Origin of the sequence: Streptomyces sp. NBC_01244, assembly GCF_035987325.1 — a bacterium.
Lineage (GTDB): Bacteria > Actinomycetota > Actinomycetes > Streptomycetales > Streptomycetaceae > Streptomyces.
In genome coordinates this window covers 9045003-9067783 of sequence record NZ_CP108488.1, presented here as the reverse complement: position 1 = coordinate 9067783, position 22781 = coordinate 9045003, and the positions used below count along the sequence as shown (strand labels likewise).

Annotated in this window: 18 protein-coding genes; 9 read left to right on the top strand and 9 right to left on the bottom strand. The window is 72.1% G+C overall.

Going from position 1 to position 22781, the window contains the following annotated elements:
• Positions 1–105: 105 nt before the first annotated feature.
• The 8 genes from OG247_RS40320 to OG247_RS40285 all read left to right on the top strand — a co-directional run bounded on the left by OG247_RS40320 (position 106) and on the right by OG247_RS40285 (position 8856).
• Positions 106–1275, top strand: a complete 1170-nt coding sequence (locus OG247_RS40320; RefSeq protein WP_327256925.1) for a hypothetical protein — start codon at positions 106–108, stop codon at positions 1273–1275.
• On the top strand, positions 1272–2051 hold the full coding sequence (locus OG247_RS40315; RefSeq protein ID WP_327256924.1) for a WecB/TagA/CpsF family glycosyltransferase: 780 nt from the start codon (positions 1272–1274) through the stop codon (positions 2049–2051). Before OG247_RS40320 ends, OG247_RS40315 begins: the two co-directional genes overlap by 4 nt.
• The gene (locus tag OG247_RS40310; protein ID WP_327256923.1) at positions 2051–3307 is read left to right on the top strand and encodes a nucleotide sugar dehydrogenase; all 1257 of its coding nucleotides are present in this window, start codon (positions 2051–2053) and stop codon (positions 3305–3307) included. Before OG247_RS40315 ends, OG247_RS40310 begins: the two co-directional genes overlap by 1 nt.
• 4 nt (positions 3308–3311) lie before the next feature.
• Entirely contained in the window at positions 3312–4439 is a 1128-nt protein-coding gene (gene wecB / locus OG247_RS40305) for a non-hydrolyzing UDP-N-acetylglucosamine 2-epimerase (protein WP_327256922.1), read from the top strand.
• Between the two features lie 93 nt (positions 4440–4532).
• Positions 4533–5348 carry a chain length determinant protein gene (locus OG247_RS40300; RefSeq protein WP_327256921.1) on the top strand — a complete coding sequence of 272 codons (816 nt, stop codon included), beginning with the start codon at positions 4533–4535 and terminating at the stop codon, positions 5346–5348.
• A complete protein-coding gene (locus OG247_RS40295) occupies positions 5345–6883 on the top strand; it encodes an oligosaccharide flippase family protein (protein ID WP_327256920.1) in 1539 nt (512 codons plus the stop codon). The genes OG247_RS40300 and OG247_RS40295 overlap by 4 nt, the downstream gene beginning before the upstream one ends.
• Before the next feature lie 5 nt (positions 6884–6888).
• Positions 6889–8016 carry a hypothetical protein gene (locus OG247_RS40290; RefSeq protein ID WP_327256919.1) on the top strand — a complete coding sequence of 376 codons (1128 nt, stop codon included), beginning with the start codon at positions 6889–6891 and terminating at the stop codon, positions 8014–8016.
• A gap of 18 nt (positions 8017–8034) precedes the next feature.
• Complete coding sequence (locus tag OG247_RS40285) at positions 8035–8856, top strand: glycosyltransferase family 2 protein (RefSeq protein WP_327256918.1); 822 nt, start codon at positions 8035–8037, stop codon at positions 8854–8856.
• An 11-nt stretch (positions 8857–8867) separates the two neighbouring features.
• On the opposite strand, the gene OG247_RS40280 is transcribed toward OG247_RS40285, so the two are convergent.
• Both OG247_RS40280 and OG247_RS40275 read right to left on the bottom strand, forming a co-directional pair.
• Complete coding sequence (locus tag OG247_RS40280) at positions 8868–9881, bottom strand: glycosyltransferase family 2 protein (protein ID WP_327256917.1); 1014 nt, start codon at positions 9879–9881, stop codon at positions 8868–8870.
• The gene (locus OG247_RS40275; protein WP_327256916.1) at positions 9791–11851 is read right to left on the bottom strand and encodes an O-antigen ligase family protein; all 2061 of its coding nucleotides are present in this window, start codon (positions 11849–11851) and stop codon (positions 9791–9793) included. Before OG247_RS40275 ends, OG247_RS40280 begins: the two co-directional genes overlap by 91 nt.
• An 83-nt stretch (positions 11852–11934) precedes the next feature.
• On the opposite strand from OG247_RS40275, the gene OG247_RS40270 reads away from it, so the two are divergent.
• Entirely contained in the window at positions 11935–12630 is a 696-nt protein-coding gene (locus OG247_RS40270; protein WP_327256915.1) for a hypothetical protein, read from the top strand.
• Between the two features lie 56 nt (positions 12631–12686).
• Here OG247_RS40270 and OG247_RS40265 read toward each other — a convergent pair whose 3' ends face one another.
• The 7 genes from OG247_RS40265 to OG247_RS40235 all read right to left on the bottom strand — a co-directional run bounded on the left by OG247_RS40265 (position 12687) and on the right by OG247_RS40235 (position 22372).
• Complete coding sequence (locus OG247_RS40265; protein ID WP_327256914.1) at positions 12687–13733, bottom strand: glycosyltransferase family 2 protein; 1047 nt, start codon at positions 13731–13733, stop codon at positions 12687–12689.
• Positions 13730–17029, bottom strand: a complete 3300-nt coding sequence (locus tag OG247_RS40260) for a DUF4082 domain-containing protein (RefSeq protein ID WP_327256913.1) — start codon at positions 17027–17029, stop codon at positions 13730–13732. The genes OG247_RS40265 and OG247_RS40260 overlap by 4 nt, the downstream gene beginning before the upstream one ends.
• Positions 17030–17073: 44 nt before the next feature.
• Positions 17074–18189: a DegT/DnrJ/EryC1/StrS family aminotransferase gene (locus OG247_RS40255; protein ID WP_327256912.1), complete on the bottom strand. Its 1116-nt coding sequence runs from the start codon at positions 18187–18189 to the stop codon at positions 17074–17076.
• A complete protein-coding gene (locus OG247_RS40250) occupies positions 18186–18974 on the bottom strand; it encodes a NeuD/PglB/VioB family sugar acetyltransferase (RefSeq protein WP_327256911.1) in 789 nt (262 codons plus the stop codon). The genes OG247_RS40255 and OG247_RS40250 overlap by 4 nt, the downstream gene beginning before the upstream one ends.
• Entirely contained in the window at positions 18971–20164 is a 1194-nt protein-coding gene (locus tag OG247_RS40245; RefSeq protein ID WP_327256910.1) for a DegT/DnrJ/EryC1/StrS family aminotransferase, read from the bottom strand. The genes OG247_RS40250 and OG247_RS40245 overlap by 4 nt, the downstream gene beginning before the upstream one ends.
• Entirely contained in the window at positions 20161–21189 is a 1029-nt protein-coding gene (locus OG247_RS40240; RefSeq protein ID WP_327256909.1) for an NAD-dependent epimerase/dehydratase family protein, read from the bottom strand. The genes OG247_RS40245 and OG247_RS40240 overlap by 4 nt, the downstream gene beginning before the upstream one ends.
• A gap of 82 nt (positions 21190–21271) precedes the next feature.
• Positions 21272–22372, bottom strand: a complete 1101-nt coding sequence (locus tag OG247_RS40235; protein WP_327256908.1) for a Gfo/Idh/MocA family protein — start codon at positions 22370–22372, stop codon at positions 21272–21274.
• Positions 22373–22781: the final 409 nt, after the last annotated feature.

Sequence of the window (22781 nt, the reverse complement as noted above, 5' to 3'; positions counted from 1 at the left end):
TGTCCTAGGAACGATTTCAGAGGGGGTAGGTGTGTTGGAGCCGTACGGCTACAGCTCGGACATACAGGGCGAACAGGACACGCGGGAGACCGGGGTGGGGACCCGGTGACCGCCAGACGATTAGAAGCACTGGCCCACGAGGACCCGTCGCTTCACGCCCTCGCCGAGCGGCTGCTCGCACTGGCCGAGGCGGGGCTGCCCGAGATGTACCTGCCGGGCGCGGAGACCTTCGTCTTCACCCGGGCGGGGACCGTCTCCCCCGAAGGCCTGAGGCGCGTGGAACGGCGCGGAACCAGCACCCGGTACGCGGCCATCACCGCGCTGGGCGCACGGTTCCTCCCCGAGGAGCGCCAGCGCGCCCTCTTCGACGGCCGCAGCGCCGGGGAGTTCACGGCGCTCCTGGTGGAACGGCTGCCCGCCGTGACCAACCTCGGCGACGCCGCGCTCATCGCCTGGGCCGCCGCCGAGACCGGCCATCCCAAGCTCGCGGACGCAGTGGCGAGGGTGGCCGAACTGGACGTCCCCGGACGCCCGCAGTACACGGTGGAAGCCGCCTGGGTGCTCTCCGCCCTCACCGCGGCCCGTACCTCGGTGGACGTCGAGTACCGGCTGGCGGCCGCCCGCGACCGCCTGCTGGCGGCACGGGTCGACAGCGGCCCGCTGTTCCCGCACGCCACCGGGCCGGGGCTGGTCCCCGGGTACCGCTCCCACGTGGCCTGCTTCGCCGACCAGACCTATCCGCTCCAGGCCCTGGCCCGGCTGCACGCGAGCGGCCCGGACCCGGAGGCCCTCGCGGCCGCCGACGCCTGCGCCGCCCGGATCTGCGCCCTGCAGGGGGACGGCGGACAGTGGTGGTGGCACTACGACGCCCGCACGGGCGGCGTGGTGGAGGGCTATCCCGTCTACAGCGTGCACCAGCACGCCATGGCCCCGACGGCCCTCTTCGACCTGGCCGAGGCGGGCGGAACGGACTTCGGCGCGGAGATCCGCCGGGGTCTGCGCTGGATGACGGAGGTGCCCGAGATCGCAGGGCCCGACGGCGCCCCGCGCGAATCCATGATCCTCGAGGAGTTCGGGGTCACCTGGCGCAAGGTCTACCGCGGCGATCCCGCCAAGGCCGTCCGCGCCGCCCGCGGACTCACCACCCGGGTCGCCCCGCGGGCCCGGCTGGCCCCGCTCGACCGGATTTTCCGCCCGCTGGCGGTGGACCGCGAGTGCAGGCCCTACGAGTTCGGCTGGCTGCTCCACGCCTGGCTCGGGGGGCTCGGGAGATGAACCACAGACAGTCGCTCTTCGGAGTGGCGCTCGACCCCCTGACCATGGACGAGACGGTCCAGCGGTGCCTCGACGCCGTGCGCCGCGGTGAACAGATCGAGATCGGCATGGTCAACGCGGCCAAGCTGGTCAACATGCGCCGTGACCCCCGCCTCGCCGCGGCGGTCGCCGGCTGCGACCTCGTCCTGGCCGACGGCCAGGCCGTGGTGTGGGCCGGCCGCGTCCTCGGGGTCCGGCTGCCCGAACGGGTGGCGGGAATCGACCTGTTCATGCGGCTGCTCGCGGCGGCGGAAACCGCGGAGATCCCCGTCCACCTGCTCGGCGCACGGCAGGACGTACTGGACCTCATGCTCGCCCGGATCGCCGAGCGGTTCCCCAACCTGCACGTGGCCGGCAGCCGCAACGGCTACTTCGAGGACTCCGAGCAGGGCGAGATCGCCGACGCGGTGGCCGCGAGCGGGGCCCGGATGCTGTTCCTCGGCATGACCTCGCCCAAGAAGGAGATCTTCACCGCCGGCTACGGCAAGCGCACCGGCGCCCACGTGGTGCACGGCGTCGGCGGCTCCTTCGACATCCTGGCCGGCATCACCAAGCGCGCCCCCCTGGTCTGGCAGCGGATGGGGCTCGAATGGTTCTACCGGACCCTTCAGGAACCGCGCCGCCTGGGCAGGCGCTACCTCACCACCAACGCCGCCTTCCTCCTCATGACGGTCCGGGAACTCATCCGCCGCACACCGTCCACACCGTCTGCCGGTTCCGCGAACAGGAGTCACTGATGCGCGTCGTCGTCGTGGGACAGGGATACGTCGGCCTTCCGCTGGCCATCAGGGCCGCCGAGGTCGGACACCAGGTGGTCGGCTACGACGTGGACGCGCGGCGGGTCAAGAGCCTCGCCGCCGGCGAGTCGTACGTGGAGGACGTCTCCTCCGCGCGGCTGAGCAAGGCCCTGGAACTGGGCACGTACCAGGCCAGTGACCAGGCCCGGGACTGCGGCGGCTTCGACGTCGCGGTCGTCACCGTCCCGACCCCCTTGCAGGACGGCGCCCCCGACCTGCGCTACATCGAGGAGTCCGCGCACACCCTGGCCCGCTTCCTGCGGCCGGGAGCCACCGTCGTGCTGGAGTCGACCACCTACCCCGGCACCACCGAGGAGCTGTTCGGCCCGATCCTGGAGGACGGTTCGGGCCTCACCGCCGGCGTGGACTTCCACCTCGGCTACAGCCCCGAGCGGATCGACCCCGGCAACAAGGTCTGGGGCTTCCAGCAGACGCCGAAGGTGGTCTCCGGCGTCAACGCGCTCTCACTCAAGGCCGTGGATACCTTCTACGCGGGCCTCGTCGACACCACGGTGCCGGTGCGCTCCCCCAAGGAGGCCGAGCTGGCGAAGCTGCTGGAGAACACCTTCCGGCACGTGAACATCGCCCTGGTCAACGAGATAGCCATGTTCGCCCGCCACCTCGACATCGACGTGTGGCAGACCATCGAGGCCGCCTCCAGCAAGCCGTTCGGCTTCATGAAGTTCACCCCGGGCCCCGGCGTCGGCGGGCACTGCCTGCCCATCGACCCCTCGTACCTGTCGTGGCGCGTGCAGCGCGAGCTCGGCCAGAACTTCCGTTTCGTGGAACTGGCCAACGACATCAACAGCCACATGCCCGAGTACGTGGCACGCCGCGTCATGGACGCGCTCAACGCCAAGCGCCGCTCGGTCAACGGCTCCCGGATCCTGCTCCTGGGGCTGGCGTACAAGAAGAACACCGGCGACGCCCGTGAGTCTCCGGCGGTACGCGTCTCCCAGCTGCTCCTGGACATGGGAGCGAAGGTGCGCGCGGCAGACCCCCACGTGGTGGAGAGCATCAAGGTCGACGCCCGCCTCTCGCGGGTCGAGCCGACCCGCAAGGAGCTGGCCGCCGCCGACGTGGTCGTGCTGCTCACGGACCACGACTCCTTCGACTACCCGTCGATCACCGAGCACGCCTCGCTGATCCTCGACTGCCGCAACCGGCTGTCGGGACCCACGGTGGAGGTGCTCTGACTCCATGCCCAGAATCATCTGTGTGGCCGGGGCCCGGCCCAACTACATGAAGATCAAGCCGGTGATGGACGCCCTGGAGCGCCGCGGCGCCGAGGTCGTCCTCGTCCACACCGGCCAGCACTACGACGAGTCCATGAACGACGTCTTCTTCCGCGACCTAGGCATCCGCGCCCCCGACCGCTATCTGGGAGCCGGGTCCGGCAGCCACGCCGTGCAGACCGGCCGGGTGATGGAGGCCTTCGAGCCGCTGCTCGACGAACTGGTCCCGGACGCCGTCGTGGTGGTCGGGGACATCAACTCCACGCTGGCCTGCGCCCTGGTCACCGCGAAGGCCGGGCCGCTGCTCGCCCACGTGGAGGCGGGTCTGCGCAGCCGGGACTGGAGCATGCCCGAGGAGGTCAACCGGGTCGCCACCGACCGGCTCAGCGACTACCTGCTGGCCCCCTCCCCCGACGCCGCCGCGAACCTGCGGGCGGAGGGGTACCGGGAGGACCAGATCCACGTCGTCGGCAACGTCATGATCGACACGCTGCTCGCCAATCTGGACCGGGCCCGGCGCTCCGACGTCCTCGACCGCTACGGGCTCACCCGCGGCGGGTACGGCCTGGTCACCCTGCACCGGCCGGCCAACGTGGACGATCCGGACGCCCTGCGCGGCCTGTTGAAGGCGCTGGGCGAGATCGCGGGCCGCTGCCCGCTGCTGCTGCCGGTGCACCCCCGGGCGGCCGAGCGGCTGGCAGAGATCGGCGTACCGGGCGGCATCCGGCTGGTGCCGGCCGCCGGATACCTCGATTTCATCGCCCTGCAGGACTCGGCGCGCGTGGTGCTCACCGACTCCGGGGGCATCCAGGAGGAGACCACCGCGCTCGGCGTGCCCTGCGTGACGCTCCGGGAGAACACCGAGCGCCCGATCACCGTCGAGCAGGGCACCAACGTCCTGGCGGGCACCGATCCGGACCGCATCACGGCCACGGTGCACCGGGTGCTCGACGATCCGCCCGCGCCCCGCTGTCCCGAGCTGTGGGACGGCCGCGCGAGCGAGCGCATCGCGCAGGTGCTCCTCGAGGGCGGGAGCGCGGCGACCCGGCCGCGGCCCACCGACCTCGTCCCGGGCACCGCGCCCGTCGTCTAGTGCTGTGGCCGGAAGGGATCGCCGGGTCGCGGCGGACCCCTGCGGCCACAGCACCGTTTCCACCCCTGTTCCACCTGTACCGAAAGAAGGCTGATGGACCTCGCGGAGATCTGGCGGGTCATGCGCAGGCGCTGGTACGTGCTGCTGCCCGGGCTGCTGCTCACGGCCGCGCTCATCACCGGCGTGTACCTGCTGGTCCCGGTGGAGTACCGGTCGCAGAGCACCGTGACGCTCCTGAACTCGAAGAAGGCCACGGTGGCCTTCGACGGCAACCCCTTCCTGAGCACCCAGGCCTCGCTCACCGGCATGGCCGACGGACTCGCCCGGAACCTGAACTCCGACGATTCCAAGGCCGACCTCAAGGCCCAGGGACTCACCGGCTTGTACGAGGCGAAGATCGCCGACAACGCGCAGGGGCCCTTCATGTGGCTGAGCGTCACCGGCACCGACCCGGCCGCCGTCCTGAAGTCGGACCAGCTCTTCACCGCGTACGCCGAGAAGCGGCTCCTGGAGTTCCAGGCCCAGCAGTCGGTGACCCCCGAGGCGATGATCCGCATGGCGACGATCGTGCCCCCGCAGAAGCCGGAGGCGCAGACGAAGACCCGGCTCCAGTACCTGGTCATGGCGGCGGCCCTGGGCTTCGTCCTCAGCCTGGTGGCCACCTTCTTCGTCGAGGCCCGGCGCCGCAAGGCCGACAAGCCCGGCCGACGCAAGGCGGCGGCAGCCGACCAGGGTCCGCCCGAGAACTCCGGCCCCGGTCCCGGCCCCGATTCCGATTCCGGCCCCGGCCCCGGCCCCGGCCCCGGTTCCGGTTCCGACGAGCAGCACATCGGCGCCCTCGACCCCACGGCGACCATGGCGCTCAAGGTCCTGCCCTCGTCGGCCTTCCGTTCCAAGGCATCGCCGTGACCGCGCCCACCACCGACACCGGCACCCAGGACCCGCCCGAGGTGCCGCCGGAGGTCCCGCCCGGGGCTGCGTCCCTGTCGCGCAAGGTGGGATCCGCCGCCCGGTGGAGCCTGGTCAACACCATGGTGATGCGCCTGGGCAATTTCGTCACCGGCATCATCCTCGCCCGCTTCTTCCTCGGTCCCGAGGCCTGGGGCGTCTACGGGATCGCCCAGACGGTCCTGCTGGTCCTGCTCTCCGCCAACGAGCTCGGCGTCTCCCTCGCCATCGTGCGCTGGGAGGGCGACCCGCGCCGCTTCGCCCCGACGGTCCTCACCCTGAGCGCCGCTTCCAGCCTGCTGCTGTACGCGGGCCTGTTCGCGGCGGCCCCCTTGGTGGCCCGGGTGCTCGGCTCCCCCGAGGCCTCCGGGGTGCTGCGGGTGATGTGCGTGTGCGTGGTCCTCGACGGGCTGTCCCAGGTGCCCGCCGGTTTCCTCACCCGGGAGTTCCAGCAGGGCCGGCGGATGGCCATCGACGCCGTCAACTTCGTCCTCAGTACCGCGGTGACCCTGCTGCTGGCCGTCCAGGGCTGGGGTGCGATGAGCTTCGCCTGGGGCTCCGTCGCGGGCAACGTGGCCGCGCTCGCCGGCTGCTGCCTGGCCGCGCCCGGCACCCTGAAGTTCGGCTGGGACCGGGAGCAGGCCCGGGCCCTGCTGCGCTTCGGACTCCCCCTCGCCGGGGCCAGCATGCTCGCGCTCGGGGTCGTCAACGTGGACACCATGGTGGTGGGTTCCTCCCTCGACCAACTGGCCCTCGGCTTCTACGTGCTGGCCTTCAACATCTCCGGCTGGCCCGTACGGATCATCTCCGAGGCGGCCCGCCGGGTCTCCTTCGCCGGCTTCTCCCGACTGGCCGACAGCGGCGCCGGAGGGGGGCCGGGGGCACTGGCCGCAGGCTTCGGCCGGGCCCTCGGCGTGGTGATGACGGGCACGGTCCCGCTCTGCGTGCTGCTGGCCGCCCTCGCCGGGCCGATCGTCGAGCTGGTCTACGGGGAGCGCTGGCTGCCCGCCGCCGCCGCGCTGCCGTGGCTGATGGGGCTCGGACTGGTCCGGATCGGCTGCGAACTGGCCTACGACTGCCTGGTGGCCATCGGACACCGCCGCTCCCTCATCGGGGTCCAGGGGCTGTGGCTCGCCGTCCTGGTCCCGGTGCTGGTGGCCGGCGCCGGCGCGGGCGGGATCGAGGGGGTGGCCCAGGGCCACGTTCTGGTCGCGGGGGCCGTCGTGGTGCCGGTGTTCCTCTTCGCCCTGCACCGGGGCGGTGTCGGGCTGGGCACCGTGGCACGCGCCTGCGCCTGGCCCTTCCTGGCCGGGGCCGTGATGACGGGCGTGGCCCTCGGTCTGGAACGGCTCCTCGGCGACGGCGTCCTCGCCCTGCTCGCGACCGCGACCGCGGCCTGTCTGAGCTACGCCGTGTGCGTCCTGCCGAGCTTCGGCTTCCTCCGCGGCACCGCACCGGCCGCCGCAGCCGCTCCGAAAACGACAACGAAGGACTGACATCCATGGCACGCCTTCGCAGACGCATGTGGGCCTGGCTGCTGGCCGGGTTCTTAACGGTCGCCGCCCTGACCCTCTACCAGGCCGAGCGGACGGGCCGCAGCGAGCCGACGGCCGGTTCCTGCCCGGAGAGCGCCCTCGAATGCCCCGGCGAGGAGAAGCCCCTCCCCCTGCCCGTGCCCAGCGCCGTACCCTCCGACTCGCCGTCTGCGACGGCCGGCCCCAGTCCCTCCGCGACCCCGGCCTCCCCGTCGCCCACTCCCCCGCCGGACAGCGGCGCACCGCCCTCGTCCGCACCGGGCCCCGCCTGCAACGGCACCTCGCCCGGCGCCTGCGGCTTCCCCGACGCCCGCTCGACCGGCCCCCGGATCGCGCTGAAGCGGCACGACACGGGGAACATGTCGATCAAGACCGACGGCACGGTCATCAAGGGCTGGGACATCTACGGTTCGCTGGACGTGTACGCCGACAACGTCACGATCATCGACAGCCGGATCACCTCCACCAACTGGTGGGGCGTCAACCTGCGTCCGGGCTTCAAGGGCCTGCGGGTGCTGCACACCACGATCACCGCCGTGCCGGGCAAGGGCCCCGACAACGGGGGCGTCAACTACGCGGTGTCCAACATGGGCGAGAGCTCCGTCGAGGTCGGCTGGTGCGACGTCTCGGTATTCGGCAACGCCCTGTCCATGGGCCAGGGCGACCTGCACGACAACTACGTGCACGACATCGTGGCCTTCCGGAACCTCGGCGGGGAGTGGCAGCACACCGACGCCGTGATCAGCGGCGGCGGCAACAAGGGCCGGCTGACGGTCCGCCACAACACCCTGCTGAACTCCGTGCCCATCGACAAGGGTGCCAGCGCCGCGCTCGGGCTCTTCGCCGACACCGGCGTGGTCTCCAACGTGATCGTCGACCGCAACTGGCTGGCCGGCGGGGCGTACGCGCTCTACGGGGGCGGCCCGGGAGCCACCGGGATCCAGGTCACGGACAACGTGTTCTCCACCCAGTACCACCCCAAGAGCGGCCTCTACGGGGCGGTCGCCGCATGGAACGCGGGCGGCGCGGGGAACGTGTGGCGCGGCAACCGCATGTCGGACGGGCGGCCCGTCGTACCCGAACCCGCCCCCTGACCACCGAGAGGACATGACATGCGCCGCATCGCCCGGGCCCCCTGGGAGCTGCTCAAGCGGGCCTTCGGCTGGCTGGTGCTCTTCGAGGCCAGGAACAAGCTCGTGCTGGCCCCCTCCGCCCTGCGGCTGCGCCGTTTCGAGAACGCGGAGACCGGCAGGCTCGGCTCGCTCCTGGGCCGGCCGCCGTCGGCCCTGGTCGCCACCGTGATCGCCACCCACCGGCGCCCCGAGGCCCTGCGCGCCGCGGTGGCCTCGGCGCTGGCGCAGACCGTGGCCGACCAGGTGGTCCTCGTCGTGGACGACGGCGCGGGTCTGCCCGAACTCCCTGCGGATCCCCGGCTCTTCGCCGTGTCGCTGGCCCGGAACACGGCCACGGCCGGGGTGGTGCGCAATGTCGGGATCCGGCTGAGCCGCTCTCGGTACGTGGCCTTCCTGGACGACGACAACCTGTGGGAGCCGGACCACCTGGAGCAGGCCCTGACGGTCCTGGAGTCGCCGGGCGGGCCGGACGCGGTGTACACGGCGCTGCGCAGGATGCTCCCCGACGGAACCCAGCGGGACGTGCTGTCCGTGCCCTTCGACCGCCGCCGCTCCGCGCACGAGGCCTTCCTCGACACCAACGCCTTCGTGGCGCGCCGCACCCCGGCCCTGTACTTCAGCCGGCTGCGGCGGACCCCCGAGGTCCTGCCCCGCGAGGACTGGGAGCTCGTACGCCGCTACAGCCGGCGCCACGAGGTCCGCCACCTGCCCCGGCCGACCGTCCGCTACCTGGTCAACCCGGAGAGCTTCTACACCGCCTGGGAGGGGCCGGCGCCCACCGGTCCGGCCCCCGCCGCCTGAATCCGGCCCGGTCAGGGCCCCGGGGTGGCGCGCAGGGCGGTCCGGCTGGCCAGGGCGCGGGCCGCGGCCCGGCTCGCCGGGCGGCCGAGCGCCGCCCGGGAGGTCTCCCGTAGCAGCACGGCCGCGCGGAAGGCCGCGGTGGCGGGCGCCGAGTTCCGGCGGCCGTAGAGGCGTACGCGGTTGAGGGTCAGCAGGGTCCACAGGCGCGGGGAGACCTGTGATTCCCCGCCGAGGTGGACGGCCGAGGCCGCCGGTTCGAGCCGGGTGACGAAGCCGTGGTCCCCGGCCCGCAGGCAGTACTCGGTCTCCTCCGAGTACAGGAAGAACGATTCGTCCCAGGCCCCGCAGGCGTCGAGGCACTCCCGGGACAGCGCCATCATGGCGCCGGACGCCCAGTCGGCGACCGTCTTGCGCCGGTACGCCGACGGATCGGTGACCAGCTCGCTCCACCGCGGGAAGCGTCCCGCGCGCCGGTTGCCGATCACGGCCTCGCCGAGGGCCCGGGTCACCCGGGACTCCCGGCGCAGCGAGTGGTGGAGCGTCCCGTCCTCCTCGTACAGCAGGGGGACGCTGATCCCCACCCGGCGCCCGCCGGTCCCGCCGTCGACGGGGGCGCCGAGCGCGGCGACGAGGTGTCGCGCGCAGCCCTCCCGCATCCGCAGGTCCGGGTTGCAGACCAGGCCGACGCTGAAGCCGCCGTCCCATCCGGCGGCGGCTTCCAGGGCCGCGTTCACCCCGGCGGCATAGCCGGCGTTGCGGCCGGTCTGGACGATCGTGGCCTCCGGCGCCAGCGACCGGATCACCTCGACGGTGTCGTCGGCGGAGTCGTTGTCTGCGACGACCAGCCGCCAGTCGACCCCGGCCATGCCCTGCGGCAGGGAGGCGAGGAACCCGGGTATCACCTTGGCGCTGTTCCAGGTGACGACGAGGACGGCTACGGGGCCGGCTGCATCCGGCCGGTCCGGGCCCCGGTCGGCTGCGGAGCCGGAAGCTGTGGAGCCGGAAGCTGTGGTGTCGGAGGGCACGGGTTCTCCAAGGTTCGGGGCTGGGGCGGGGAGCGCCGGATGAAGCCGAGGTAGCTGCCTCCCGCGGCGATCGTCAGGAAGAACATCCCGGCGAACATCGGGAAGCTGAGGGCGTCGAAGGTGGCCGCGCTGACCAGGGCGACGAGGGCCGAGGCGAAGAAGGCCTGGCCGAGCTCCCGGTCGGACTCGTCGGCGGCGAGACGGCGGATGGCGCCGCCCTGGTGGATTCCGGTGAGGAACAGCGCCAGGAGCGCGAGGAGGCCCAGCAGGCCCATTTCCGCCAGGGTCAGCATGTACTGGTTGTCGGTGAAGAAGTAGAGGTCCGGGGTGAAGGTGCCCAGGCCCCGGCCGAACAGCGGGCGCTGCTCCAGGTAGGGCACGATCGCGCTGTACTTCACGGTGCGGGCCTGGGTGCTGCTGTCGGAGTTCGACACGAAGGACGCGAAGAGCGTGGTGATCGTGCCGATCAGTCCGGGGACCAGGACCTTGAAGACGGCCACCGAGCCGAGCAGCAGACCGAAGGCGGTCCAGCGGCGCTGCGGCTTCCACCGCGGCACCATCACCAGCACCACGATGAGGGCCCCGATGATGGAGGTCCGCGACACCGTCAGCGGCAGGGCGCCGCCCATCAGCGCCACCGGCGCCCAGCGGCGCCAGCGGCTCAGGTGCGCCCGGACCGGATCGAAGGCCTGCTGGATCGCGAAGGGCAGCAGCAGGGCGAGCATGCCGCCGAACTCCAGCGGCTGCGCGGTGGTGGAGCGCGGCCTGGTGAACGCCCCGCGGTCCAGGGTGGTGATCTGCGCGACGCTCGACTGGAGACCCGGGATGCTGATCTTCTCGGCGATGTTCGTCGCGGTGAAGAAGTCGTAGTAGCCGATGGCGGCGACCACGGCCCCCATCACGACGGCCCGTCGCAGCAATACGTCCAGGCGTGCCCGGTCCTGGATCCCGGCGGAGATCAGCACCACCAGCGATACCCAGACCAGCAGTCCGATCAGCCCCCGGTCGGCGCCCAGCACCTCCTTGTGCGAGCTTCCCCGGGAGGCGTTCGCCAGGTACGAGGCCAGGACCGAGACCGCCAGCAGCCACATGACGACCCGGGGCAGCCGGGTGCCGGGGGCCGCTCTGATCCGGCCCGTCAGCCAGGTCGCGAGGTACCAGAAGAGGGCGAGGAGCGCGAAGACGTTGGCCGGGGTGCCCACGCCGCCGAGGCCGGGCAGGGTCAGGTTCGAGGGGATGAAGAAGGCCAGCCCCAGATAGCCGCTGAGCAGGGCGGTGGCGTCCAGCTCTCGGTGGCGGGTCCGGCGGCGCCCGCGCGGTACGGCCGTACCGGCCGCGGCCTCGGCGGCCTCGCGCCGCCGCCGGCGGCCCGCCAGCAGGCTCTCCATGACGAAGGAGGCGATGAAACCGGCGACCAGGCCGGCGATGACCACGGCCAGTACCTGCTGGTAGCGGGCCTTGAGCTGTGGTTTCGGGGTCTGCGGCAGCACCACGGGGGCGGTCTGCACGAAGTACGCGGGCTGCACCTTGGCCGCCGCCTGGAGCGCGTTGAGCTGCTCCCCGGCGAAGTCGGTGAGCGTACTGGTCTCCTTGAGCACCTTCGCCCGGTTGGTGCCCGTGACGGTCAGCGTGAGCATCGGGCCCGAGGCGTTCGCGGCGAAGCCGACCGTGTAGGGGTCGGTCACCCCGAGCCCGTGCAGGTCCCGCGCCGCGTCGGCGCCCGACAGGGTCCTGATGAGCACGTCGGCGGTCACCACGAGCGAACCGCCCGCGTTCGCGATGGGGTTGCCGAAGGCGGGGGCCAACTGGGCCACCGCCGTGGAGTCGAGGAGGGCCACCGAGCTCTGGGACTGGTAGGACACCGGGACCGACTGGTACAGCTGCGCGCCCGCGAGGACCCCGCACAGCGTCAGGGGCGCCATGACGTACCAGCGGCGCCGCAGTACCGCTCCTATCTCACCGATGTTCATGAACGAACCTTCCCAACCACCATGGAACCGTTGGCGTGTTGCCCGGCGTCCTGGGAAGATCGAAACACGACGGAAGGAATCCTGTGTCGCCTGGTGAGCTGTTCCGCACGCTGCGCCGCCGCTGGTACGTGCTGGTCCTGGCGGCCGTGCTCGCGGCGGCGGGGGCGCTCCAGGTGCTCCGGCCCACCACGACCTATGTGAGCACCGCGATCGTCGTCCTGAAGCCGCCGGTGACGAGCAACCAGCCGAACCAGCTCGCCAACCTGCAGCCGCCGCTGGCCGCCGTCTCCCTGGCCGCCGTACAGCAGTTGGACTCCTCCGACGGGGAGGCCGAACTGCGCGCCGCCGGGGTGGTGGGCACCTACCGGATGATCCCGCGCAACAGCGGCACGAGCGTCACCCCGCGCTATCTGATTCCCTCCCTCCAGATCCAGGCGGAGCACACGGACCCGGCCACGGCCGACCGTTCCGTGTTGAAGGTCGTCGAGGTCTACGGCAAGCACCTTTCGGACATGCAGGCCGAGCAGCGGATCCCGGCGGCGGGCCGGATGAGCGTCACCCTGCTCGTACCGCCGTCCGCGGTGGCTCAGCTCGGGACCAAGAGCCGCGGACTGGCCGGGACGGCGATCCTGGCCTTGGTCGCCGGGGTGGCCTGCGCGCTGTGGACCGATCAGTTGCCGGCGGGCCGCGCCCGGCGTCGGCGCGAACGCGCCGACGCCGGGGGCAGCGGGCCGGAGCGGGGCGAGAGCCCCGTGCCGGCGGCCGCGGCGGCCCGCTGAGACAGCGGGCCGCCGGGCCGCCCACGCCCCTGGTTCGGGGCGGTGGTGCGGTGTCATCAGATCCCTCGGCGCTTCCAGGACTGCCACCAGAGCCATTCGCGCCCGCGGTCGGCGACGGCGGACAGCACCAGCGGCTGGAGGTACGGCATCACGCGGGCCCCGATCCGCCGCCGCCGGCGCAGTGCCCCGTACTCGGCGAGCGAGGTGTATTGCGGCAGGCATTCCGCGGCGAAGGCCTCCAGCTCCTCGACCGGGACCACCCCGGTGCGCCCGCGGTCGTAGGCCCGGTAGGCACGCCGCAGCGCGTACCGGGCGAGCCGGGTGCGGGCCGCCGTGGACAGCCGGCCCGCCTCCGGGAGCAGGCCGCCGCACTTCTCCAGCACCGAGTCGAAGGCGACGAGGCGCTGGCGCAGGTCGTCGAGCTGCCCTCCGAAGTCGGTGGTGGACATGTTGTTGCCGTGGACCCGGTAGAAGGCCTGGTCGGCTCCCCGGACGTAGCCCACGTCGGCGTGGGCCGCGAGCCGCATCCACATTTCGATGTCCCCGGCGTGCGGAAGCTCCGGGTCGTAGCCCCCGACCTTGCGCTGGAGGCTGGTGCGCACGACCACCTCGGGTGAGGTGATGCATCCGGTGCCCTCCCGGAAGCGCCGCTCCAGCCACCACCGACCCGGATAGACCACCGAGCCGGTGCTCCGGGTACGGGCCTCGGGCAGCGGCCCGCCGTGCTGGAACCGCAGCGGCCTGCCGTAGGCGAAACCGGCCTGCGGGTGGGCGTCGAGCAGGGCCGCGGCGCGCACCAGGGCGCCGGGGACCAGCCGGTCGTCGGCTGAGAGCAGGGCGACGTAGTCCCCGTCCGCCCACTCCAGCAGCCCCTCGTTGTAGGTGGCGATGTGCCCCTGGTTCTTCTCGTGGACCCGGACCTCGATCCGGGGGTCGGCCGCCGCGAGGGCGCGGGCGACCTCCGCGGAGTCGTCGGGGGAGGCGTCGTCGATGATCAGTACCCGTACGTCGACGCCTTCCTGCTCGTCCAGGACGCTCTTGACGCAGTCGGCCAGGAAATGGCCGTACTTGTAGCAGGGGATCACCACGCTGACGGTGCTCACTGGCCGGACACCTCCGTGGGCCCCTCGCCGAGTGCGGCGGGGGGCGTGGTGGTGAAGACCGGGCCGACCCAGTAGTTCACCGATCCGAAGGTGTTGTTCGGGAAGACCGTGGCCGCCCCGTACTTGTAGAGCCCGTTTCCGGTGTTCGCGCCGCCGCCGTCGGCCGGGGCCACCAGCGGGTAGGAGCGGTGCGCGGCGGTGAAGTAGCCGCCGTCCACGGAGTACTTGCCGTTCGGCGCGTGGTACGAGGCCACGTACTCGGTGTTCGCGGTGATGGCCACCGGGGTGGTGAAGTGCAGCTGCTGCCAGCCGGACAGGGTCTCGCTGCCGAAGGTTCCGGTGGCCAGGAGCGTGCCGGAGGCGGACCAGAGGCTGCCGGTGTGCGTGCCGGTGTTCCCGGGACCCTTGTAGAAGGTGACACCGGTGACGTAGCCGGCGACCGTGGACTGGAAACGGGTGCCCAGTTCCACGGAGTTGGTGTCGTCGTTGACGTTGGCCGTGGTCGGGGTGGCGCCCGGACCCCACAGGGTGCAGGGGCAGTTCACCGCGGGCGGGCTCGTGCTGGTGGTGAAGGTCCAGGTGACCGGCGCGGCCATGGCGTTGCCCCACAGGTCGGCGACCTGGACCGACGCCGTGTAGGTGGTGCCCAGCGCCAGTTCGGTGGACGGGGTGAAGGTGGCGCTGTTGGACACGTCGAGGACCTTGCTGCCCGGGACGGTGGCGCCGCCCGGATCCTTGACGGTGAACACCAGGGTGTCGGCGTCCACGGCCGAGTTGAAGGTGGCCTTGACGGTCGCGGTGATCGCGGTGCCGGTCGCCGCCGACTGCGGGCTGGTCGAGGTGACGGTCGGCGGCGTCGTGCTCGCGGTGGCGGTGTCGAGGACCGCGTCCACCCAGTAGTTGCTGCCGGAGGAGGCGGTGGACGGGAACCCGCCGGTGCCGCTGTAGCGGTAGAGGCCGTTGCCGCCGTCGGTACCGCTCTTCAGCGCGGTGAACGGGGCCAGTCCGGCGTCGGAGGAGGCGAAGGTGGTGTCGAAGGAGTAGCCGCCGTTGGGGGCGAAGTAGGAGGCTATGTAGGTGGTGTTGGCCTTGACGGGGATCGGCGAGGAGAAGTTGAGCTGCTGCCAGCCCGAGGCCGTCTCGTTGGTGAAGGTGCCCGTGGCCAGGCGCTGGCCGGAGCTGCTCCACAGGCTGCCCGTGTGGGTGCCGGTGTTGGCCGGGGACTTGTAGAAGCGGACGCCCGTGATCGAACCGGGCACCGAGGAGCGGATCTTCACGCCGAGTTCCACGGCGCTGCCGTCACCGGCGTTGACGGTGCCCGGCACGGCCGCGGCGGGCCAGACGGTGCAGGGGCACTGCTGGGGGCCCACGGTCAGCGGCACGGTGGTGGTGGCGCCGATGTTGACGCTGTCGTCGACCGCACGGACCTTGATCTGTGCGGAACCGGGGGTGGTCGGGGTCCACTTGTAGCTCCAGGACCCGACGCCCGTGGTGGCCTTCCAGGTGGTTCCGCCGTCGGTGGAGACCTCCACCCGGGCGACGACTCCGCCGCCGCTGTCGGAGGCGGTGCCCGTGATGGTCACGGGCCGCAGGGCGGGCACCGTGGAGTTCGCCGCGGGGCTGCTCACGGTGATGACCGGTCCGGTGGTGTCCGTAGAGGCGGTTGCCACGAGCAGGTTGCTCTGCAGGGACTTGGGCTGGACCCCCATGTCGGCGAAGATGTTCACCGTCGCCTGCTGCATCCGCTTGTCCTCGGTGACCACGGCGTCGTCCGGGTTTCCGGTCGGCATGTTGGTCAGGCCCCAGGACCACTGCACGGTGCCGGAGCCGAAGACCAGGGCGTTGGAGACCTGGTCCCGGAAGGCGACCAGGCTGTGCGTCGCGGTCCCGTTGCCGTAGGTGTTCCCGTAGTCCAGGCGGTACTTGCCGTCGTTGATGTCCACCGTGGTGGAGGACATCGCGATCTGCCCGGGCGGGCGCGCCGCGTCCTCCACGTCACTGTCCCACTCGTAGCCGAGCGTGCCGACGGGGAAGGTGGCGGTCTGGGAGGGGGTCAGGTTCGCGACGGTGGTACCCCGCCACAGGCGCATCTTGGCGTACGCGCCGGGGACGGTGATCGCGTCGCTGCGGTAGCCGTTCACGCTGAACAGCGAGCCGGTGACCTGGTTCTGCGGCTGGTAGGGCCGGCCGTTCGTGGCGCTGGCCGGGTCCATGAAGGTGCCCGTCCAGATCCCGCTCGGGTCGGGGATGCCGTTGGGCTGCGGGAAGGAGAGCTTGGTCTCCTTGTAGCAGACCAGGGTCCGGTTGGCCGTGTTGGCACCGTCGATGCTGGGGGCCAGGCGGGTCTTCCAGAAGACCTCGTTGCCGGCGAAGTAGGTCTGGTTGACGCCCGCGTGACGGGCGTTCAGAGCGTTGGTGAACTGGTCCTGGGTCCAGTACTCGTCGTGCCCCGAGGACATGAACACCTTGTGGTTCTGCAGCTGGGTCGCGCCCTTGGTCGACATGTCGATGCCCGACATGTAGCTGACGTCGTACCCGTTGCGCTCCAGCCAGGCGACCATCTGGTACTCGGATCCGTAGATCCCGTTCTCCCCGCCGATGTCCATCGGCCGGTTGTAACTCACCTCGTAGGCACGGCCGTCGGGCGCGGGCCCGCCACCGTCGTACAGGTCCTGGCCGCCGTAGTTGTTGTACGCCTGCCAGGTCTGGTCGCTGGTCTGCACGACGATGTCGGAGTGGCTGGAGTCGTTGCGGACCACGAACGGGTAAGGCATGACCCCGTTGCCGTCCGCCTGGTCGAAGTTGGCCACGTAGAGGCCGGAGACGGCGTCGGAGGGCACCGTCCAGGTCGAGGTGACCGGCCAGTTGCCGCAGTCGACCAGGCCGGTGGAGGGCTTGGTGGTGCAGCTCTTCGGGTTGCCGCCCTGGGGGAAGTTGGCGGGGTAGGTCTGGGCGGCCTGGGCCGGGGTCGACATCAGGCGGGCCCCGTCACCCCCGTAGTGGCCGAGCCGGTACACCGACACCTTGTAGGCCGTCGGCGACTGGATCTTGAACTGCAGGGTCTCGCCCGCCTGCACGCTGGTCTGGGCCGGGAAGCCCTTGATGTCGCCGTAGGCACTGGGTGCGAACCAGTCGGACATCGGTGTGCCCGCCTTGGAGTTCTCGCACACGATCGCGTTGGAGCCGGGGCCGCACGGGTCCGCCGCGACCGCCACCGATGGCGGCAGCGCCGCCGCCATCAGCGCTGCCACCACGGTGAAGAGCCCGTACCGCAGCAGCCTTGTCCGTCTGTTCATCCGAACCTCATTTGGGAGGGGCTTGGTGATTCGACGCCGGAGCGTCAGCGCAGCGCTGCTGAGAGCGCGTCCACGACCCGCTGCTGTTGGGCGGCGGTGATCTGCGGGAAGAGCGGGAGGGACAGCATCCGGTCGGCGGCCAGCTCGGCGTGCGGGAAGGCCCCGCGTCCATGGCCGAGGTGGGCGAAGGCCGGGGTGAGGTGGACGGGGGCCGGGTAGTGCACGCCGGCTCCGATGCCCTCCGCGTTGAGCTTGCCGACGACCGCGTCGCGGTCGGCGCCGCTGACCCGGATGACGTACAGGTGCCAGACATGGACGTTGCCCGGCGCCGTGACCGGCAGGGTGAGGCGTCCGCTGGCCGCCAGGTCTCCCAGCAGCCCGTCGTAGCGGGCGGCGGCTGCCCGGCGGGCCTCGTTGCCCTCGGCGAGCCGGGCCAGCTTGGCCCGCAGCACCACGGCCTGCAGACCGTCGAGCCTGCTGTTGAAACCGGCCACGTCGTGGCGGTACTTGGCCACGCCGCCGTGGTTGGCCAGCGCCCGGACCAGGTCGGCGGCCTCCTCGTCGTCGGTCACCACCGCGCCCGCATCGCCGTAGGCGCCCAGGTTCTTGCCCGGGTAGAAGCTGGTCGCGGCGATCCCGCCGCTGCCGGGGGTGCGGCCCTCGCGGGAGGCACCCTGGCTCTGCGCGGCGTCCTCGACGAGCTTGGCGTACGAGGGCAGGCCCGCGGCCAGGGAGGCCGTGTCGGCGCACTGTCCGTACAGATGGACCGGGACCACCGCGCGGGTGGCCCGGGTGACCGCGTCGAGGGCGGCCCGGGGGTCCAGCAGCAGGGTGTCGGGGAGGCAGTCGGCCAGCACCGGCCGGGCGCCGATCCGGGCGACCGCGCCGGCGGTGGCGATGAACGTGTTCGCGGGCAGCACGACCTCGTCGCCGACGCCCACCCCACTGGCCCGCAGGGCCAGTTCCAGGGCATCGGTGCCGTTGGCCACGCCGACGCAGTGCCCGACCCCGGCGAAGGCCGCGTACTCGCGCTCGAAGGCCCGGACCTCCTCGCCGCCGATGAAGGCGGTGTCTGCCAGCACGCGGTCGAATCCCGCACGTAATGCGTCCGCGACCTCGGCGTGCGCGGCCTTCAGGTCGACGAGCGGTATCTGGTTCATGCGGCGGTGCTCCCCATCCGTGTCTCCGGCCTCCGGCCGGTCTCCGACTCATCGGCCCGCAGCTCGTCGAGCGCCGGGCCCCCCGCCTCGCGCAGCCGGCGGGCCGGGCTTCCTGCCCACACCTCGCCGGCCGGCACGTCGGCCAGGACCGTGCTTCCCATCCCGGTCAGCGACCAGGCGCCGACCTTCGTGTTCTCCCGGACCAGTGCGCCGGCGCCCACGTAGGCCCCGCGCCCCAGCCGGACCCCACCGCCGAGGCGGACCCCGGAGGCCAGGGTCGCGAAGTCCCCGACCTCGTCGTCGTGGGTGAGGACCACGTGCGGCATGACCGCCACGTGGGCCCCCACCCGGACCGCGGCCGTCAGCACGCAGTGCGCGAGCAGCACCGTGCCCGGCCCGAGGACCGAGGAACCGGAGAGCGCCGCCGTGGGGTGGACCACGGTGGCGTACCGGCTCCCGGGCAGCGCCAGGCGCCGCACCAGGCGGGCGCGTACCCCGTAGTCGCGGGGACTGCCGACGCAGACCACCACGCGGGCGTCCGGGCGTTCGTGCACCAGGGCGCTGCCGCCCAGCACGGGCACGCCGTCGACGTCCCGCCCGTGCAGGGCCGGATCGTCGTCGAGGTGCCCGGCGAGCCGCCAGCGCGGGACCCGGTCCGCCGCCAGGTCCGCGGCGGCCGCGTCCCGTATGGCCTGGGCCGTCTCCCGGGCGAACCCGCCCGCGCCGACGATCAGCAGGCTTGTCGTCGTCGCGGTCCCGGTCAGGGGACCGTGCGGCCCGCTCATCCGCCGTCGGCCTGTTCGCGCAGCACCGCCACCACCCGGTCCTGCTGCTCCTCGGTCATCGTGTGGAACAGCGGCAGGATCAGCGAGTCGCGGGTGATCCGCTCGGTCACGGGCAGCGCCGCCGCACCGTGGTCGGCGTACGCCGGCTCCAGGTGGGAGGCCATGATCCCGCGCCGGGCCGAGATCCCGGCCCCGGCCAGCACGGCGAGCAGCTCGTCGCGGCCGACGGGGAAGTCCTCGGCCAGGAGCACCCAGTACGACTGGAAGTTGCCCTCGCCGTGACCGGGGTCCCGCACGGGGGTCAGGCCCGGGACGCCGGCGAGGAGCTGCGCGTACCGGGCGGCGAGGAAGCGTCTGCGGGCCACGATCTCGTCCAGTTTGCCCAGTTGGACCAGGCCTACCGCGGCCTGGATGTCGGTCATCCGGTAGTTGTAGCCGACCTCCAGGTAGCTCTCGGCGATCGGCTTGCTGCTCGCGTGCCGCTGCGCCGCGGACACGTTCATGCCGTGTTCGCGCAGACGGCGCAGCCGCTCCGCCCACGCGGCGTCGTCCGTGGTGACCATGCCGCCCTCGCCGGTGGTGATCACCTTGCGGGGGTGGAAGGACCAGGCGGCCAGCAGTGCTCCCTGGCCGACCGATTTGCCGCCGACGGTGGCGCCGATGCCGCAGGCGGCGTCCTCCACCAGGGCCAGGCCCCAGTCGGCGCAGACGGCGCGCAGGGCGTGCACGTCGGCCGGGACCCCGCCCTGGTGGACGGCGATCACCGCTTTGGTGCGCGGGGTGCGGACGGCGTCCACGGTGGCCGGGGTCAGGTTCCCGGTGGCCTCCTCGACGTCCGCGAACACCGGGTGCGCGCCCACGTAGCGCACCGCGTTGGCCGTGGCGATGAAGGACAGCGAGGGGACGACGACCTCGTCGCCCGGACCGAGGTCCAGGGCGATGAGCGAGAGGTGCAGGGCGGTGGTGCACGAGCTCACCGCGATGCCGTGCTCCGCGCCCACCCGCTCGGCGAAGGCCCGCTCGAACTCCGCGACCCTTGGACCCTGGGCCACCCACCCGGAGAGCACCGCGTCGGCGGCGGCCCGCGCCTCGTCCTCCCCGAGCCACGGGATCATGACGGGGATCCGCGCGGGAGCCGGAGCCTGAGCAGGAGCCGGATCGGCGGCGGCGCCGGCGTCCCGGGCGCTCATCGGCCGGCCTCCGCGGCGGCCGCGCCCGCGGTCTCCGCGGTCCCTGCGGCCTTCGCGGCCTCCGCGCGCTCGGCCCGCCACCAGTCGACCAGGTCCCGCAGCCCGCTGCGCAGGTCGATCTCGGCCGTGAAGCCGAGGCGGTCCGCGGCCTGCGAGATGTCCGCGAGCCGGCGGGTCACCCCGTTCACGGCGCGGGCCGGGCCGTGCTCCGGCGCCAGCCCCTCGGCGTCCATGGCCTCCAGGAGGCCGTTCGCCAGGTCGAGGAGACTGGTCTCGGAGCCGCTCGCGATGTTGAACACCTCGTCGGTCAGGTCCGATTCGGCGGCCAGCAGGTTGGCCCTGGCGATGTCCCGTACGTCGACGAAGTCCATGGTCTGGGTGCCGTCGCCGAGGATCAGCGGCGGTTCGCCCGCGGCGATCCGCTCCATCCAGCGGATCAGCACCTCGGTGTACAGCCCGTGGATGTCCATCCGGGGGCCGTACACGTTGAAGTAGCGCAGTGCGACGTAGTCCAGCCCGTACATGGCGTGGAAACTGCGCAGCACGCCCTCGTTGAAGGCCTTCGCGGCCCCGTAGAAGGTGTCGTTGTTGTAGGCGTGGTGGCGCTCGGTGGTCGGGAAGGACTCCGCCATCCCGTAGACCGAGGCCGAGGACGAGGCGATGACCTTGCCCACGCCGGCGGCCGCGGCGGCCTCGAGTACGTTGAACGTCCCGTCGACCATCACCTCGTTGGCCAGCCGCGGCTCTTCGGCGCACTGGGTGATCCGGATCGCCGCCAGGTGGAAGACCAGGTCGGCACCTTCGGTCGCCTTGCGCACGGCCGATATGTCGCGGATATCGCCCTCGACCAGGTCCACCACTCCGCTGGGCAGGGCGCGGGCCAGGTTGGCGCGGCGTCCCCGTACGAAGTTGTCGAGCACGACGATCTCGCGTGCCCCGTTGTCCACCAGCAGGTCCACCAGGTGCGAGCCGATCGTGCCCGCTCCGCCGGTGACCAGAATCCTCTTGCCTCGTACGCTGCTCAACGCCCTGCCCCTACTGAGTCGGTCATGGTGTTCCCTGCTGTGCCCGGCGCGCCGCACGCGTCCCGGGCGGCGTTCTCAACGCTCAACGGCCGGTGCGCAGTCCGACGACGGCGCCCTTGAACTCCAGGCTGCGGGAGGCCGCTTCGAGGATGTCGAGGACCTGGAGTCCGGCCCGGCCGTCGGTGAGCGCCGGCCGCCGCGTCCTGATCGCCGCGGCGAACTCCTCGACCATGCTGCGCAGGGCCTCCTTCTCGCCGATCGCGGGTGCCACCATGTCGCCGGTCCGGTAGGAGACGAGCATGTCGCGGCGCTCGTCCGCGCCGATCTCCTGCGGTGCCGTGAGGTCGACCCCCCGGTCGAACACCGCGACCCGCTGCGTGGGGTTGAGGTCGTCCCACACCAGGGTGCGCTTGGAGCCGCCGACCATCGTGGTGCGGACCTTCACCGGGGACAGCCAGTTGACGTGCACGTGCGCGATGGCGCCGGTGTTGAGCTGGAGCGTCAGGTAGGCCACGCAGGACTGGCCGGCCCCGATCGGGTCGGCCCCGTGGGCGGCGACGGCGACCGGGTGGACGTTGTCCGGGAGGATGAAGTCGAGGACCGAGAGGTCGTGGGGGGCCAGGTCCCACAGGACGTCGATGTCCTTCTGGACCAGCCCGAGGTTGATCCTCACCGAGTCCACGAACTGGATGTCGCCGAGTTCGCCGGAGCGGACCATGTCGCGGATGCGGCCCACCGCCGGGGTGTAGCAGTAGGTGTGGTCGCACATCAGCGTGAGACCGCGTTCCTCGGCCTCGTTGACCAGCCGCAGTCCGTCCTCGTAGGTGGCGGCGAGCGGCTTCTCCACGAGGACGTGCTTGCCTGCGCGCAGGGCGGCCAGGGCGACGTCGAGGTGGGTGCCGGCCGGGGTGGCCACGGCGACGGCGTCGACGGCGGGGTCGGCCAGGACCGCCGCGTAATCCTCGGTCGCCTGGACCGTGGAGTACCCGCCGAGCACCTGCCGTGCCCGGTCCACGTTCAGATCACAGAGCCAGCGGAGCCGGAACTCCGGACTCGACTGGAAATTGCGGACGAGATTGGGGCCCCAGTAGCCCGCTCCGACGACGGCGACCCCTAACGGCTCGGTCCGTCCCGCACCTGCGCCCGTGGCGTCCCGCCCGGCGTCCTTCGCGGTGTCCTTCACAGCGTTCCCTTTCCTTCCGCGCACGCCCGCGGGCGTGTCGACGACCCATGGCCGGAACGCGTGCGAAGGAAGGGGGTGCCGTCGAGGGCATGCCGGGCGCCTGCGCGACCCGTGCGTGACCCGCCCGACGGTGATGGCCCCCACGACCGATGCCGTACGTGTTGCACGTACTTCCGCCCCCCGGCCGTCCGGCACCCCTCGCGCCGGCCGGCCACGGACAGGCGGCCTGTTCCCCCAAGCCGCCGAGCCCGCAACCTGCCCCAACTACCCTGCGCCGACTGGATCGCAGCGTGGACCCCGGCATCGCCGAAGCACGCCCAATCCGGTCGGCTGCGTTCAATCTAGACCACGGGGCGTACCCCCGGGGAGAGTTGGAGGAAACGGTCGGTACGGGCGTTCGACCATGCAT

Coding starts and splice junctions, on each gene's coding strand:
- OG247_RS40315 (WP_327256924.1), top strand. CDS start 1,272: ATGAACCACAGACAGTCGCTCTTCGGAGTGGCGCTCGACCCCCTGACC.
- OG247_RS40310 (WP_327256923.1), top strand. CDS start 2,051: ATGCGCGTCGTCGTCGTGGGACAGGGATACGTCGGCCTTCCGCTGGCC.
- wecB (WP_327256922.1), top strand. CDS start 3,312: ATGCCCAGAATCATCTGTGTGGCCGGGGCCCGGCCCAACTACATGAAG.
- OG247_RS40300 (WP_327256921.1), top strand. CDS start 4,533: ATGGACCTCGCGGAGATCTGGCGGGTCATGCGCAGGCGCTGGTACGTG.
- OG247_RS40290 (WP_327256919.1), top strand. CDS start 6,889: ATGGCACGCCTTCGCAGACGCATGTGGGCCTGGCTGCTGGCCGGGTTC.
- OG247_RS40285 (WP_327256918.1), top strand. CDS start 8,035: ATGCGCCGCATCGCCCGGGCCCCCTGGGAGCTGCTCAAGCGGGCCTTC.
- OG247_RS40275 (WP_327256916.1), bottom strand. CDS start 11,851: ATGAACATCGGTGAGATAGGAGCGGTACTGCGGCGCCGCTGGTACGTC.
- OG247_RS40260 (WP_327256913.1), bottom strand. CDS start 17,029: ATGAACAGACGGACAAGGCTGCTGCGGTACGGGCTCTTCACCGTGGTG.
- OG247_RS40255 (WP_327256912.1), bottom strand. CDS start 18,189: ATGAACCAGATACCGCTCGTCGACCTGAAGGCCGCGCACGCCGAGGTC.
- OG247_RS40250 (WP_327256911.1), bottom strand. CDS start 18,974: ATGAGCGGGCCGCACGGTCCCCTGACCGGGACCGCGACGACGACAAGC.
- OG247_RS40245 (WP_327256910.1), bottom strand. CDS start 20,164: ATGAGCGCCCGGGACGCCGGCGCCGCCGCCGATCCGGCTCCTGCTCAG.